This window comes from Pseudomonas sp. WS 5411, from assembly GCF_012985595.1.
In the GTDB taxonomy this organism is placed as follows: Bacteria; Pseudomonadota; Gammaproteobacteria; order Pseudomonadales; family Pseudomonadaceae; genus Aquipseudomonas; species Aquipseudomonas shahriarae.
Genome location: NZ_JAARMC010000002.1, coordinates 69,404 through 83,509, shown reverse-complemented (window position 1 = coordinate 83,509; position 14,106 = coordinate 69,404). Strand labels below are relative to the sequence as shown.

The 14,106-nt window shown below is 61.7% G+C and carries 12 protein-coding genes; 1 reads left to right on the top strand and 11 read right to left on the bottom strand.

Annotated elements, in window-relative coordinates; translation table 11 throughout:
* Positions 1-67 precede the first annotated feature (67 nt).
* Complete coding sequence (locus HBR93_RS04265; protein WP_120731444.1) at positions 68-850, top strand: hypothetical protein; 783 nt, start codon at positions 68-70, stop codon at positions 848-850.
* Between the two features lie 8 nt (positions 851-858).
* On the opposite strand, the gene HBR93_RS04260 is transcribed toward HBR93_RS04265, so the two are convergent.
* From HBR93_RS04260 to aroQ, 11 genes are all read right to left on the bottom strand, one after another.
* Positions 859-1,455, bottom strand: coding sequence for a MarC family protein (locus tag HBR93_RS04260; protein ID WP_057437546.1), 597 nt, complete (start codon positions 1,453-1,455; stop codon positions 859-861).
* Positions 1,456-1,664: 209 nt separating this feature from the next.
* Entirely contained in the window at positions 1,665-4,442 is a 2,778-nt protein-coding gene (locus HBR93_RS04255) for a hybrid sensor histidine kinase/response regulator (protein ID WP_120731447.1), read from the bottom strand.
* Between the two features lie 102 nt (positions 4,443-4,544).
* Entirely contained in the window at positions 4,545-5,837 is a 1,293-nt protein-coding gene (gene purD, locus HBR93_RS04250; protein ID WP_057437548.1) for a phosphoribosylamine--glycine ligase, read from the bottom strand.
* 131 nt (positions 5,838-5,968) lie between these two features.
* A complete protein-coding gene (purH, locus tag HBR93_RS04245) occupies positions 5,969-7,576 on the bottom strand; it encodes a bifunctional phosphoribosylaminoimidazolecarboxamide formyltransferase/IMP cyclohydrolase (protein WP_057958208.1) in 1,608 nt (535 codons plus the stop codon).
* Positions 7,577-7,657: 81 nt separating this feature from the next.
* Positions 7,658-7,978, bottom strand: a complete 321-nt coding sequence (gene fis, locus HBR93_RS04240) for a DNA-binding transcriptional regulator Fis (RefSeq protein WP_003186237.1) — start codon at positions 7,976-7,978, stop codon at positions 7,658-7,660.
* On the bottom strand, positions 7,975-8,988 hold the full coding sequence (gene dusB / locus HBR93_RS04235) for a tRNA dihydrouridine synthase DusB (protein WP_057437552.1): 1,014 nt from the start codon (positions 8,986-8,988) through the stop codon (positions 7,975-7,977). Before dusB ends, fis begins: the two co-directional genes overlap by 4 nt.
* A gap of 186 nt (positions 8,989-9,174) precedes the next feature.
* A complete protein-coding gene (locus tag HBR93_RS04230) occupies positions 9,175-10,383 on the bottom strand; it encodes a DUF3426 domain-containing protein (RefSeq protein WP_169959865.1) in 1,209 nt (402 codons plus the stop codon).
* A 30-nt stretch (positions 10,384-10,413) separates the two neighbouring features.
* Positions 10,414-11,292, bottom strand: coding sequence for a 50S ribosomal protein L11 methyltransferase (gene prmA / locus HBR93_RS04225; RefSeq protein ID WP_057958210.1), 879 nt, complete (start codon positions 11,290-11,292; stop codon positions 10,414-10,416).
* Between the two features lie 273 nt (positions 11,293-11,565).
* The gene (accC, locus tag HBR93_RS04220) at positions 11,566-12,927 is read right to left on the bottom strand and encodes an acetyl-CoA carboxylase biotin carboxylase subunit (protein WP_003188188.1); all 1,362 of its coding nucleotides are present in this window, start codon (positions 12,925-12,927) and stop codon (positions 11,566-11,568) included.
* Positions 12,928-12,944: 17 nt separating this feature from the next.
* Positions 12,945-13,409: an acetyl-CoA carboxylase biotin carboxyl carrier protein gene (gene accB / locus HBR93_RS04215; protein ID WP_057437565.1), complete on the bottom strand. Its 465-nt coding sequence runs from the start codon at positions 13,407-13,409 to the stop codon at positions 12,945-12,947.
* A 24-nt stretch (positions 13,410-13,433) separates the two neighbouring features.
* Positions 13,434-13,889 carry a type II 3-dehydroquinate dehydratase gene (aroQ, locus tag HBR93_RS04210; RefSeq protein WP_057437567.1) on the bottom strand — a complete coding sequence of 152 codons (456 nt, stop codon included), beginning with the start codon at positions 13,887-13,889 and terminating at the stop codon, positions 13,434-13,436.
* Positions 13,890-14,106: the final 217 nt, after the last annotated feature.

The window sequence follows — 14,106 nt, the reverse complement described above, 5'->3', positions numbered from 1 at the left end:
GAAAAAAGTTCAATCACGCGACTAGTGTTTCTTGTAAGCCCATGTGGGTTTTTGTGGAGAAACAGTTATGGAGCGCAAACATAAACGAATCAATCTGGCTAAAAAGAACAAGCTGATCGCAGCGTACCGACTGCCGCTGAGCAGCCGGCCGGCGGGTTCGCCGGCGCCGGTGCAGGCTGACGGCGACCTGAATGGCGCGGTGATCAATAACAGTGTGTTTTCGTTTGTCGCGGGCATGAGCCGCCTCAACAAGGAATACACCCGCAAGAGTTACCTGTTGGCCAGTAGCTACGTGAGTGATGTGCTGAAAGTGGGGCGCGGCACGCAGGCCTGGTACGACGAGTTCATCAAGGTCATGGGCAACCTGGGGTGGCTGCCGATACGCAGCAGTTTCGAGCGCGTCACCACCTCCGTGAAGGGGCTGAGCGTGCAGGTGGCGGCGCTGAATATCATCACCTCCACGGTGGCCTCGACGTTTCTGTCAGGCTCCCTGGCAATGGTGCTGCCCAAATTGGCGGCGGATGCTTTCGACGCCTTGAAACAGCTGTCGGCACCCTTTGATCTGTTCAAGCGCAACATCGTCAACCATGAGGGCGGCGACTTTGGCCTGGCGTCCTGTTCCGAGGTCGACGGTGAGGTGTTGATGGTGCTGGTGACCTACAGCGCCCAGGGCGTCAGCAAGAAAGTGGGGGTGCCGTTTTTTGAATGGGACAGCTCCACGGTCGAAGCCTACAGCGGCCAGACCTGCCTGATGCTCAACCCTGCCGTGGTCAACGACGCAACCCTCCAGCAGTTGCGTGAGAGTGCGGGCGACAAGGTCTTGCTGGCCATCGCCCAATATCGGATCTGACCGGGGCCTCAGGGCACCAGGTAACCGCGTACGCCGGTAAAGATGATCTGCGCCGCCAGCGCACAGACGAACAAGCCCATCAGGCGGCTGACAATCTGCAGCCCTTGGTCGCCGAGGATGCGTTCGATGCGGTTGGACAGATACAGCACCACACCCACCGTCAGGCTGGCCAGGGCGATGCTGAGAATGGCCATGAGCTTGTCATCCCAATGGGGCTGGCTGACACCCATTACCAGCAGTGCGCCGATGGTGCCGGGGCCGACGGTCAAGGGGATGGTCAGGGGGACGATAGTCACGTCCTGCTGCACATTGTCGGTCTGCACTGCCGACTTGCCCTGGGCCATGCCCAGGGCGGAGATAAACAGCACACTGCCGGCGCCGATGCGGAAGGCGTCCACGGTGATGCCAAATACACTGAAAATCACCCGGCCAAACAGGTAGAGCAACACGCTCGACACCAGCGTCGCCAGAGCGACCTTCCAGGCCAGGCGTCGCCGCTCCTTGCTGGAATAGCCCCGGGTCAGGCTGATAAAGCAGGACAGGACGAAGAAGGGGCTATACAGCACCAGCATCTTCAAATAAACGCTGAACAACACGTGGAGCATGGTGGGAGCTCACAGCGAAGGAAGGGCGAGGGGGAGTTTATCAGGCTTGTGGGCCAGAAGGCGCGACTGCGAACCAATGTGGGAGTGGGCTTGTGTGGGAGCTGGCTTGCCTGCGATGCAGGCACCCTGGTGTTTCAGTTGCACCGAGGTGATGCTATCGCAGGCAAGCCAGCTCCCACAGAGCGTTGTGGTGAGCGGGGCGTTCCAATTCAGGACGTGTGCGCCTGCTCCTGCGGCTGCTCGCGCTGTGTCACCCAGTACTCCACCAGCTCGCGCAGTTGCGACAGTTCTACCGGCTTGGCCATATGCCCATCCATCCCGGCCTGGCGTGCGCGTTCCTTGTGTTCCGAGAGGATGTGCGCGGTCAGCGCCACCACCGGCGTGCGGGTGCGCTGGTTGCTGACTTCCCAGACCCGCAATTGCTGGGTCGCGGAGAAGCCATCGAGCACCGGCATTTCGCAGTCCATCAACACCAGGTCATAGCGCTGGGCCTTCATCGCCTGCAAGGCTTCCTCGCCATTGCTGGCCGTGTCGGGTTGCAGGTTGAGCTTGCCGAGCATGCCGCGAATCACTTTGGTGGAGATGCTGTTGTCTTCGGCCACCAGGATGCGGAAATCGCTGGGCACGGTGATGGTCACGGGGACGTTCGGCGCGGCATGGCGCGGCTGGACCACACCCTTGCTGCGCTGGGTCAACTCGTCGGCCAGGGTGGTCTTGAGGGTGTAGCCCGCCACTGGTTTGGCCAGGATGCGCTTGATCCCGCAGTTGCGCGCGATGATCTTGCTCGGCGCATTGCTGATGCCGGTGAGCATGATCAGCAGGATGTCGTGGTTCAGGCTCGGGTCTTCCTTGATCTTCGCCGCCAGTTGCATGCCGGTCATGCCGGGCATGTTCTGGTCCAGCAGCACCACATCGAAATAGTCGCGCAGGTGCGCCTTGGTACGCAGCAGGGCCAGGGCCTCCTTGCCCGACGGTACGGCGCTGACATTCAGGCCCCAGGCGGTGCATTGCTGCACCAGCACCTTGCGGCAGGTGTCGTTGTCGTCCACCACCAACACCCGTGCGCCTTGCAGCGGGCCGTCGAGGTCGGAGGTCGGGTGTTCCAGGCGCTCCGGGTCCAGGGGCAAGGTCAGCCATAGGGTGCTGCCTTGCTGGCTGCCCGCCTTGATGCCGAACTCGCCATTCATCAACAGGATCAGCTGGCGGGCGATCACCAGGCCGAGGTGGCCGCTCAGGCGCGTGGCCGAGAGGAAGTTCTTGCTGTGCAGTTCGCTGTGCAGCAGGGCATCGCGCTCGGCGGCCTCCATCGGCACGCCGCTGTCTTGCACGGCGATGCGCAGGCGCGGTTTGCTGCTGCGCTCATCCAGGGCGACCACGATCAGCACTTCGCCTTCGTCGGTCTTTTGCAGGGCGTTTTCCAGCAGGCTCAACAGGGCCTGGCGCAGGCGCGTCGGGTCGCCACTGATGACCCGTGGCACCTGGGGCTGGATAAAGCTGATCAGTTCGACGTTCTGCTGCTCGGCCTTGGCGCGGAAAATACTCAGGCAGTCTTCGATCAGGGCATTGAGGTCGAACTGCACATCGTCCAGTTCGATCTGCCCGGACTCGAGCTTGGAGATGTCGAGAATCTCGTTGATCAGGGTCAGCAGTTCATTGCCGGCGCTGTGGATGGTCTGCACGTAGTCGCGCTGCTTGACCGACAGCGGCGTGCCCAGCAGCAACTCGGTCATGCCCAGCACGCCGTTCATGGGGGTGCGGATTTCGTGGCTGATCTTCGCCAGGAACTCGGCCTTGGCCGCAATTTCGGCATTGCTGGCAGCCAGGTCGCGGCTGAGGCTGAAGCGATCCTCGACGATGCTGCGCTGGCGCTCGCCCAGGGCCTGGCTCATCAACAGGCCGCTGACGCAGATCACCGCCAGCAAGGTGATGATCAGGCCTTGCGGCGCCACCAGGGTCAGGCCCAGCAGGGCCGGGAGGATAATCAGCGTGCCGGTGTTGAACACCACCATGGCGAGCAGGAACAGACGTGCCGGCCGGTAGCCTTTTTGCCAGTGGTAGGCCGAGACAAACAGCATGCTCAGGCCGGCCAGCGCCACCAGGGCGTAGGTGATGATATTCAGCGGCAGGGTGTTGACGAACAGCAGCAACAGGCCGCACAGCACGATCAACAGGATGTCCGCCATCAGCAACTTGTTCAGCGGGTGCGGGCCCAATGGCGCGAAGAAACGGTAGGCGAACATCAGGCCGCATGGCGCGGTCAGCAGCAACGCCATGTAGGCGCCCGGGGTTTGCACCGCCTGCCAGTTCGGCAGCCACGGGCCCAGCAGGTTGAGCAACAGCAACAGGCTGAGCATCAGCAGCACTTCGCAGGCCGCCAGCCACAGGCTGCTGCGCGAGCGATGGTAGGCGTAGCGGGTGAGGTTGTGCAGGATCAGCATCAGCAGGCAGCCGAACAACAGGCCGTAGACCAGGGTCTGGGTCTGGTTGGCGGCGGCCTGCACGGCCGGTTCCAGGGTCAGGTAGGGCCGCAGCTCATGCTCCGAGACCAGGCGCACATACACATCCAGGGGCTTCTGGCTCTGGGGCATGGGCAGCATGAATTCGCTGCTGGGCAGTGGGCGTTCGGCCTGGGGTTGGCGGGTGCCGGTGTTGATCTGCTCGATCAGCGTGTCGCCGTCCAGCACATACAGATTGAGATGCGCCAGGTCCGGCGCGAAGACCCGCAGCACTTGCTCGTGCTTGCCGGGTTGCAGCTTGAAACGTACCCATAGCGCACCGTTGGGTTCGGCGGCGGTGATCCGTTCCAGTTCAATAGGGCTGAATTGGTTGATGTAGCGTGGCGAGCGAATATCGCTCAATTGCAGGTCGGCCTGTTCATCAAGCAATACGGCCCAGCCACTGCCTTGCGCAACGGCCTGGGCCGGCAACAGACAGAGCAGGGTCAGCAGACTGACCGTGAAGATTATGGCGATCCTGAGCCAGCGCACGGCGAAATCCCTTCGTAGGTTAATGCACGGGGTTAACTATGCGCGGGACCGTAATGGGACGGCAAGGGCCAAAGGCCCCTGCCTAGCCGAACGGATAGCTGTTTACTGACTCTCGCCCCGCTCACGGGCAATGGCGCGATAGCCGATGTCCTTGCGGTAGAAACAGCCCTGCCAGTCGATTTTTGCAGCCAGCTTGTAGGCTTGCTGCTGGGCGGCATCGACACTGGCACCCATGGCGGTGGCGCACAGCACGCGGCCACCGGCGGTAACCACCTGGCCATCCTTGAGCGCGGTCCCAGCATGGAACACCTTGCCTTCCAGCGTAGCCGCGGCGTCCAGGCCCTGGATCAGGTCACCCTTGGCGTAGTCGGCAGGGTAGCCGCCGGCGGCCAGCACGATGCCGACGCTTGGGCGTGGATCCCACTGGGCTTCAACCTTGTCCAGCGCTTGCGCCAGGGCGGCTTCCACCAGCAGCACCAGGCTCGACTGCAGACGCAGCATCACCGGTTGGGTTTCCGGGTCGCCGAAGCGGCAGTTGAACTCGATGACTTTCGGGTTGCCGGCCTTGTCGATCATCAACCCGGCGTACAGGAAGCCGGTGTAGACATTGCCTTCATCGGCCATGCCGCGCACGGTCGGCCAGATCACCAGGTCCATGACGCGCTGGTGCACGTCGGCGGTGACCACCGGGGCAGGGGAGTAGGCACCCATGCCGCCGGTGTTCGGGCCGGTGTCGCCGTCGCCGACGCGCTTGTGGTCCTGGCTGGTGGCCATCGGCAAGACGTTCTTGCCGTCGACCATCACGATGAAGCTGGCTTCTTCGCCATCGAGGAATTCTTCGATCACCACCCGCGAACCGGCGTCACCGAAGGCATTGCCGGCGAGCATGTCGCGCACCGCGTCTTCGGCTTCCTGCAGGGTCATCGCCACGATCACGCCTTTACCGGCGGCCAGGCCATCGGCCTTGATCACGATAGGGGCGCCTTTCTCACGCAGGTAAGCCAGGGCGGGCTCGATCTCGGTGAAGTTCTGGTAGTCGGCAGTCGGGATCTTGTGGCGAGCCAGGAAATCCTTGGTGAAGGCTTTCGAACCCTCCAACTGGGCGGCGCCAGCGGTAGGGCCGAAGCAGTCCAGGCCACGGCTGCGGAACAGGTCCACGACGCCGGCCACCAGCGGTACTTCAGGGCCGACGATGGTCAGGGACACGTTCTTTTCGGCGAAGTCGGCCAGTTGCTCCAGGGCCAAGACGTCGATGGCGACGTTTTCGCACTTGGCTTCAATGGCGGTACCGGCGTTGCCGGGCGCGACGAAGACTTTCTGGACGCGAGGGTCCTGGGCGACTTTCCAGGCCAGGGCGTGTTCACGGCCACCGCTGCCAATGATCAAAACATTCATTTCAAAAACCTCAAATTCTGTTAGTTGATCGTTCCCACGCTCTGCGTGGGAATGCCTCTACGGACGCCCTGCGTCCGAGGGACGCGGAGCGTCCCGGGCTGCGCACCCACGCGGAGCGTGGGCGCGATCAATCAGTGACGGAAGTGGCGCATGCCGGTGAAGACCATGGCAATGCCGGCTTCATCAGCGGCGGCAATCACTTCAGCATCACGCATCGAGCCACCCGGTTGGATCACCGCAGTCACGCCCGCTTTTGCAGCGTTGTCCAGGCCATCACGGAACGGGAAGAACGCGTCCGAGGCCATCACCGAACCGACCACCTGCAAGCCGGCGTGTTCGGCCTTGATCGCCGCAATACGCGCCGAGTTCACGCGGCTCATCTGGCCGGCGCCGACACCGATGGTCTGGCGGTTCTTGGCGTAGACGATGGCGTTGGACTTAACGTACTTGGCTACTTTCCAGGCGAAGATCAGGTCGTTGATCTCTTGCTCGGTCGGTGCGCGCTTGGTCACCACTTTCAGGTCTTGGCTGCCGATCATGCCGATGTCGCGGCTCTGCACCAGCAAGCCGCCATTGACGCGCTTGTAGTCCCAGGCAGCGGCACGCTCAGCCGACCACTCGCCACAGGCCAGCAGGCGCACATTGGCCTTGGCGGCGACGATGGCGCGGGCCTCTTCGCTGACGGATGGGGCAATGATCACTTCGACGAACTGACGCTCGACGATGGCCTTGGCGGTCTCGGCGTCCAGTTCGCGGTTGAAGGCGATGATGCCGCCGAATGCCGATTCGGTGTCGGTGGCGTAGGCCAGTTCGTAGGCCTGGCGGATCCCGCCTTCAGCGTCCGGGCTCACGGCCACGCCGCACGGGTTGGCGTGCTTGACGATCACGCAGGCTGGCTTGACGAAGCTCTTCACACATTCCAGCGCGGCGTCGGTATCAGCCACGTTGTTGTAGGACAGCTCTTTGCCCTGCAGTTGGGTCGCGGTGGCGATCCCCACTTCGGCAGGCTTGGCTTCCACGTAGAACGCCGCGCTCTGGTGCGGGTTCTCGCCGTAGCGCATTTCCTGGGCCTTGATGAACTGGCTGTTGAAGGTACGCGGGAACTGGCTGCGGCCTTCAGTGCTGAGGGTCTCGGCGGCCTGGTTCACGGTGCCCATGTAGTTGGCGATCATGCCGTCATAGGCAGCCGTGTGTTCGAAGGCCTTGAGCATCAGGTCGAAACGCTGGGCGTAGGTCAGGCCGCCAGCTTTCAGGCTTTCCAATACTTGGGCGTAGTCGCTGGCGTTGACCACAATGGCCACGTCTTTGTGGTTCTTGGCTGCCGAGCGCACCATGGTCGGGCCGCCGATATCAATGTTCTCGATAGCGGTCGGCAGGTCGCAGCCTGGCTTGTTGATGGTGGCTTCAAACGGGTAGAGGTTGACGGCCACCAGGTCGATCGGCTTGATGCCGTGCTCGTTCATGATGGCATCGTCGATACCGCGACGGCCGAGGATGCCGCCGTGGATTTTCGGGTGCAGGGTCTTGACCCGACCGTCCATCATTTCTGCGAAACCGGTGTAGTCCGCGACTTCTACTGCGGCCACGCCGTTGTCCTGCAGCAGTTTGAAGGTCCCGCCCGTGGAGAGGATTTCCACACCCAGGGCTTCCAGCTCCCGGGCAAATTCGAGGATCCCGGTCTTGTCGGAAACACTGATCAAGGCGCGGCGGATCGGCAGGCGGGTAGTCTGGTCGGTCATCTCAATTTCCATCAAAAGCAAAGGAGTCAGCAAAAAAGGCGACCGGTTTTACGCGGGCGCCTTTCTGGTTTGATTGAATGCTTACAGCAAATCGTACTGTTTGAGCTTCTTGCGCAGGGTCCCACGGTTCAGGCCCAGCAGCTCACTGGCTTTGGTCTGGTTGCCCTTGACGTAGTTCATCACGCTTTCGAGCAAGGGCGCCTCGACTTCGGAGAGCACCAGGTTGTACACATCCGTGACGGCCGCGCCCTCAAGGTGGGCGAAATAATTGTGCAGCGCTTTCTCGACGCTCCCGCGAAGGGTCTGGCCTTCTTCGCTCGGCGTGTTGAGGTGCTGTTTCAAATTGACGTTGTCGCTCACGGGTGTTGTTCCACTCACTAAAGTCTCGGTCATCATCGTCATGCGGCCACCCCTTCTCCGTCCCCTGCTCTCAGGCTCTTGTCTCGTTCGGCAAAGAACTCACGAACGGCGGTGACCTGTGCTTGCGTTTCATCCAAACGATTGAACCCGGTGCGAAACTCTTTGGCGCCGGGCAGGGTTGCGAGGTACCAACCCACATGCTTGCGAGCAATGCGCGCGCCCATCACGTCCCCATAGAAGATGTGCAGGGCGGCCAGATGCTCTAGCAGAATACGTTCCACCTCGATCAGCCCCGGTGCCGGCATGATTTCGCCGGTACGCAGGAAATGCTCGATCTCACGAAAAATCCATGGCCGCCCCTGGGCGGCCCGGCCGATCAACAGGCCATCGGCACCGGTTGCGTGCAATACGCGCCGGGCTTTCTCGGCCGAGTCGATGTCGCCGTTGGCAAAGACCGGAATCGACACTGCCTGCTTGATCGCGGCAATGGTGTCGTATTCGGCCTCGCCGGTATAAAGGTCAGCGCGGGTGCGGCCATGCACCGCCAATGCTGCAATGCCTGCCTGTTCGGCGATCTTCGCCACCGTCAGGCCGTTCTTGTTGTCCCGGTCCCAGCCGGTGCGAATCTTCAGGGTGACCGGCACATCCACTGCACCCACCACGGCGTGCAGGATCTCGGCCACCAACTGCTCATCCTTCAACAGGGCGGAACCGGCGGCCTTGTTGCAGACCTTTTTTGCCGGGCAACCCATGTTGATATCAATAATTTGTGCACCCAGCTCTACGTTGGCTCGGGCTGCATCCGCCAGCATTTGCGCATCACCGCCGGCGATCTGCACCGAGCGGGGCTCGGGATCACCTTCGTGGATCATGCGCATCCGCGATTTGCGGGTGTTCCACAAGCTCATGTCGCTGGTGACCATTTCCGAGACTACAAGCCCTGCCCCCAAACGTTTGCACAGCTGACGAAAGGGCTGGTCAGTGACGCCCGCCATCGGGGCGAGAATCAAAGCGTTTGGCAATGTATATGGGCCGATGCGTACCGCCGACATAGGACTTCCCTGTTGTGGGGCCGGATCATTAGAGTTCGAAAAAGGGTTGGCATGATACCCGCTCTCGATGACTGGTTAAAGGCTGAATTGGATAAAATCTGAGCAGTTATTTTCTTATCGCCAGCGGTTTGGTCGTGGACGAGCAAGTCAATAACCTGCCGTCCGAACCTTGACGCGCGCAACCAATCACTCGGGGGAGTGGAAACTCAAACTGTAGTTCACGGCCTTGTTGCCTGGGTCGAGAATGTCCAGGGCGATATGGATCGGGGTCTGGGACGGCATCTCGGTCTGGCCGGCCAACTCGCCGCTGAGGTATTCGGCGGGTTTGAAGCGCCGGCTGGCGATCATCCGGCCATTAAGGTCGGCGAAGCGCAGCTCCAGCAGCGGGAACGGCTGGGAGAACGTCGCACGGTTATAGATGATGGCATCCACCACCAGCGCGCCGGCAAACTCCGGATGGCTGCGCACCACCAGGTTGCTGCTCTTGATATGGGCAATATCCACCCGCGACGGCACGGTACAGCCCAGTTTCGGGCACAGTTCCTGGAACCATGGGCGGTACTTGTCCTGGCGGGCCAGGTCGTCGAACTGGTAGGCAATGTACTGGCCGGCGAGGGCGGCGGCGGCCAGCAGCACCAGGGTCAGCCAGAGCAGGCGGCGGCCCCAGCCGGCGGGGCGCTTGCCGGCGTAGAGGTGCAGCGGGTCGTCTTCCAGGTCCTGCAGCATCTCGTCATGGACGTTGCCCGTGGCGCGTGTGCGCTTGCGGCGTGGTTCAGGCTCGGGTTCGTCCGGCTCGCTGCTGAGCGTTGGTTCGGGCGACTCGAGAGCGTCGTCGGCACGCAGCACGGGCTCATCGTCCACCTCGTGAATGTCGAAGGACATCGAGGGCTCGGTACGCTGGGGCTTGCCCGTGGGGGCCGGGGCTGGTTCGACGGTTTCCTCGGTGTGGGCGATTGTCGCAGCCCGTTCGTCCGGCGGGTCGCTGAACAGGCTGGCGGCCCACTGTTCTTCTTCAGCCTTGACCGTATCGCGGCTGGCGATCATCGACTCGTCTTTTTGCCGACGGTCCGCGCCGGCCTGGCGGCGGTCGCTGCCCTGGGGCTGGGTGTGTTGGATCTCCCGGCGCTCGAGCTTGGCCAATTCTTCGTCGAGGTTCAGGTGGTCCAGGTCCAGCTCTTCGGCGGTCCATTGCTTCTGGCTGATGGCGCGTGGCGGGGCTTCGGTAGCCGGCGCTTCAGGCGCGTGGGCGCGTTGCTCCAGCAGTTGCCGGGCGGCATTGAACACTTGCAGGCACGAGCCGCAACGAACCACACCACGGGCCACGCTCAATTGAGCATGGCTGGCGCGGAAGCGGGTTTGGCAATGCGGGCACTGGGTGACGAAACTGTCGGTCATGCGGCCATCCGATTCATGCAGGCGCTCATTCTAGCGCCGACGACCGCTGATGCGTACCCAGCCATCGCGGTTGGCGATGGGGTCCAGGTCGAAGTCCTGGGCGTAGGCGGCGGCGACTTCTTCGCCCTGCTCGGCGAGGATCCCCGACAGCGCCAGGCGCCCACCGGGCCTGACCAGGCTCGACAGTTGCGGAGCCAGCGAAACCAGCGGCCCGGCGAGGATATTGGCGACCAATACATCGGCCTGCACCTGGGGCAATTGCTCCGGCAGGTACAGTGGGAATTTGCCTTCAGGAATGTTGTTGCGCCCGGCGTTATCGCGGGAGGCCTCCAGGGCCTGCACGTCAATATCGGTACCGACGGCTTCCTTGGCGCCCAGCAACAGCGCGGCGATGGCCAGGATGCCCGAGCCGCAACCGAAGTCCAGCACGTTGCAGCCTTGCAGGTCCTGGCCGTCGAGCCATTCCAGGCACAGGGCGGTGGTCGGATGGGTGCCGGTGCCGAACGCCAGGCCCGGGTCCAGCAGCAGGTTGACCGCCTCAGGCTCCGGGGCCGCGTGCCAGCTTGGTACGATCCACAGGCGCTGGCCGAAACGCATGGGCTGGAAGTTATCCATCCAGCTGCGCTCCCAGTCCTGGTCTTCGATCACTTCGCTATGGTGCTCGGGCAGCGGGCCGCCGGTCAGCAGTTCCATATGGGCAAACACGCTGCTGGCGTCGGTGCCGTCTTCGAACAGGGCCAGCAAGTGGGTGTGGGACCACAGCGGCGTGGTGTTCAGCTCAGGCTCGAAAATCGGCTGGTCTTCGGCGTCCATGAAGGTCACCGACACGGCGCCGACTTCGAGGAACGCGTCTTCATAGGTTTCGGCTTGTTCTGGGCTGATGGCGAGACGGACTTGCAGCCAAGGCATGGCGGGCACCTTTGAAAAAATGAGTGTGCAGCGGGGTGGGGCTGCGAAAGGGCGCAAGTTTACGCGAGAGCAGGCCAGAAGACGACACCACTGACAGCACGGGAGCCAAATGTGGGGGCTGGCTTGCCTGCGATGGCGGGGTGTCAGCTTGCTCATCAGTGTCTGGCCTACCGCTATCGCAGGCAAGCCAGCTCCTACAGGGTTTTGTGGTGTTCTTGTGTGCGCATAAACGACAAAACCGCCCGAAGGCGGTTTTGTGGGTGGAGCACAAACTTACTGGTTGGCCAGCTTGTGTTCCAGGTAGTGAATGTTCACACCACCTTCGCAGAAGCCTTCATCACGAACCAGATCCCGATGCAGAGGGATGTTGGTCTTGATGCCGTCGACCACGATTTCGTCCAGGGCATTGCGCATACGGGCCATGGCCTCGTCGCGAGTGGCGCCCCAGGTGATCAGCTTGCCGATCAGCGAGTCGTAGTTGGACGGAACCTTGTAGCCGCTGTACAGGTGCGAATCGACGCGAACGCCGTTGCCGCCTGGTGCATGGAAATGCTTGACCAGGCCTGGACTCGGGATAAAGGTTTTCGGGTCTTCGGCGTTGATCCGGCACTCCAGGGAGTGACCGTGCATCTTCACGTCGTCCTGGGTAAAGGACAGCACGTTGCCAGCGGCGATGCTCAGCATCTCCTTGACGATGTCGATACCGGTGACCATTTCCGAAACCGGGTGCTCTACCTGCACACGAGTGTTCATCTCGATGAAGTAGAAGCGGCCGTTCTCGTAGAGGAACTCGAAAGTCCCGGCGCCACGGTAGTTGATATCGATGCAAGCCTTGACGCAGCGTGCCAGGACTTCCTGACGTGCTTTTTCATCCAGGCCCGGTGCCGGAGCTTCTTCCAGGACTTTCTGGTGACGGCGTTGCAGCGAGCAATCGCGGTCGCCCAGGTGGATGGCGTGGCCCTGGCCGTCGGACAGTACCTGGACTTCCACGTGACGTGGGTTGGTCAGGTACTTTTCCAGGTAGACCATCGGGTTGCCGAACCAGGCACCCGCTTCGGAGCGAGTCTGCTTGGCCGCTTCGATCAGGTCTTCTTCCTTGTGCACCACGCGCATGCCGCGACCACCACCGCCGCCGGCGGCCTTGATGATCACCGGGTAACCGACTTCGCGACCAATGCGCAGGGCGGTTTCCTCGTCTTCCGGCAGTGGGCCGTCGGAGCCTGGAACGGTTGGCACGCCGGCTGCGATCATCGCGTCCTTGGCCGACACCTTGTCGCCCATCAGGCGAATGGTCTCGGCTTTCGGGCCGATGAAGGCGAAGCCGGATTTTTCCACCTGTTCGGCGAAATCGGCGTTTTCCGCGAGGAAGCCGTAGCCAGGGTGGATGCCGTCAGCGCCGGTCACTTCAGCCGCGGCGATGATGTTCGAGACCTTCAGGTACGAGTTCGTGGCCAGTGGCGGGCCAATGCAGATGCTTTCGTCCGCCAGTTTCACGTGCATCAATTCGGTATCGGCCGTCGAGTAAACAGCGACGGTCTTGATGCCCTCTTCCTTACAGGCGCGCAGGATCCGCAGCGCGATCTCGCCGCGGTTGGCGATCAGGACTTTTTGCAGTTTCTTCGCAGGTTTCAACATCGAAGGCGCTCCGCGGTTCAAACGATGGTGAACAGCGGCTGGTCGTACTCAACCGGCTGACCGTTTTCTACCAGGATGGATTCGATGACGCCGGCTTTTTCGGCCGTGATGTGGTTCATCATCTTCATCGCTTCCACGATGCAGATGGTGTCGCCCACTTTCACGGTCTTGCCCACTTCAACGAAGGCTGGCGAGGTCGGTGCCGGGGTGCGGTAGAAAGTACCGACCATTGGCGACTTGACCACGAAACCGTTCAGCGCAGGGGCAGCAGGTGCGGCAGGTGCAGCGCTAGCAGCAGGTGCGGCGGCTGGAGCAGCAGCGGCAGGCGCCGGCGCTTGCATCTGGGGTGCGTAGAACTGTTGGGCCGGGGTCTTGCTGTGACGGCTGATCCGTACGGATTCTTCGCCTTCCTTGATTTCCAGCTCGTCGATACCGGATTCTTCCAGCAGTTCGATCAGTTTCTTAACTTTACGGATATCCATGAATCATCAACTCCCAAGGGTCGGTCAGGGGCGTTTAGCCTGTTCTTCAATGTGTTCCAGGGCGGCCTCCAGGGCCAGTCGGTAACCGCTGGCGCCAAGGCCGCAGATCACTCCTACCGCTACGTCGGAGAAGTAAGAGTGATGGCGGAAAGCTTCGCGTTTATGCACGTTCGATAAATGCACTTCGATGAATGGGATGCTCACCGCCAGCAGCGCGTCACGTAAAGCAACACTTGTGTGCGTAAAAGCGGCGGGATTGATCAGGATAAAGTCCACGCCTTCGCTGCGCGCGGCGTGAATGCGATCAATCAATTCATACTCGGCATTGCTTTGCAGGTAGAGCAGATGGTGGCCGGCTTCACGGGCCCGTCGCTCCAGATCGAGGTTGATCTGTTCGAGGGTGACTGCACCGTACACACCCGGTTCGCGGGTGCCGAGCAGGTTCAGGTTGGGTCCGTGCAGAACCAGTAAGGTCGCCATCGGCTGTTCCTTGTTATTGATGTGGGTACGTCAGAACCCGGCGACTATGCCGCAAAGCCTTTGTGACTGTCCAGTTCTCTGCAATAGCCAGCACGATTAGCGAGGATTGCGCAAAATTTGTGACTAGGGCCTTGGATCCGGTCATTGGTAACACGGTTGAGAGTACACAGGAGATCAAATGTGGGAGCGGGCTTGCTCGCGAATGCGGTGTATCAGT

What these genes read in the sequence shown, in the direction of transcription:
- HBR93_RS04265 (WP_120731444.1), top strand. Translation starts at nt 68, where the DNA reads ATGGAGCGCAAACATAAACGAATCAATCTGGCTAAAAAGAACAAGCTG.
- HBR93_RS04260 (WP_057437546.1), bottom strand. Translation starts at nt 1,455, where the DNA reads ATGCTCCACGTGTTGTTCAGCGTTTATTTGAAGATGCTGGTGCTGTAT.
- purD (WP_057437548.1), bottom strand. Translation starts at nt 5,837, where the DNA reads ATGAATGTTTTGATCATTGGCAGCGGTGGCCGTGAACACGCCCTGGCC.
- purH (WP_057958208.1), bottom strand. Translation starts at nt 7,576, where the DNA reads ATGACCGACCAGACTACCCGCCTGCCGATCCGCCGCGCCTTGATCAGT.
- fis (WP_003186237.1), bottom strand. Translation starts at nt 7,978, where the DNA reads ATGACGATGATGACCGAGACTTTAGTGAGTGGAACAACACCCGTGAGC.
- dusB (WP_057437552.1), bottom strand. Translation starts at nt 8,988, where the DNA reads ATGTCGGCGGTACGCATCGGCCCATATACATTGCCAAACGCTTTGATT.
- HBR93_RS04230 (WP_169959865.1), bottom strand. Translation starts at nt 10,383, where the DNA reads ATGACCGACAGTTTCGTCACCCAGTGCCCGCATTGCCAAACCCGCTTC.
- prmA (WP_057958210.1), bottom strand. Translation starts at nt 11,292, where the DNA reads ATGCCTTGGCTGCAAGTCCGTCTCGCCATCAGCCCAGAACAAGCCGAA.
- accC (WP_003188188.1), bottom strand. Translation starts at nt 12,927, where the DNA reads ATGTTGAAACCTGCGAAGAAACTGCAAAAAGTCCTGATCGCCAACCGC.
- accB (WP_057437565.1), bottom strand. Translation starts at nt 13,409, where the DNA reads ATGGATATCCGTAAAGTTAAGAAACTGATCGAACTGCTGGAAGAATCC.
- aroQ (WP_057437567.1), bottom strand. Translation starts at nt 13,889, where the DNA reads ATGGCGACCTTACTGGTTCTGCACGGACCCAACCTGAACCTGCTCGGC.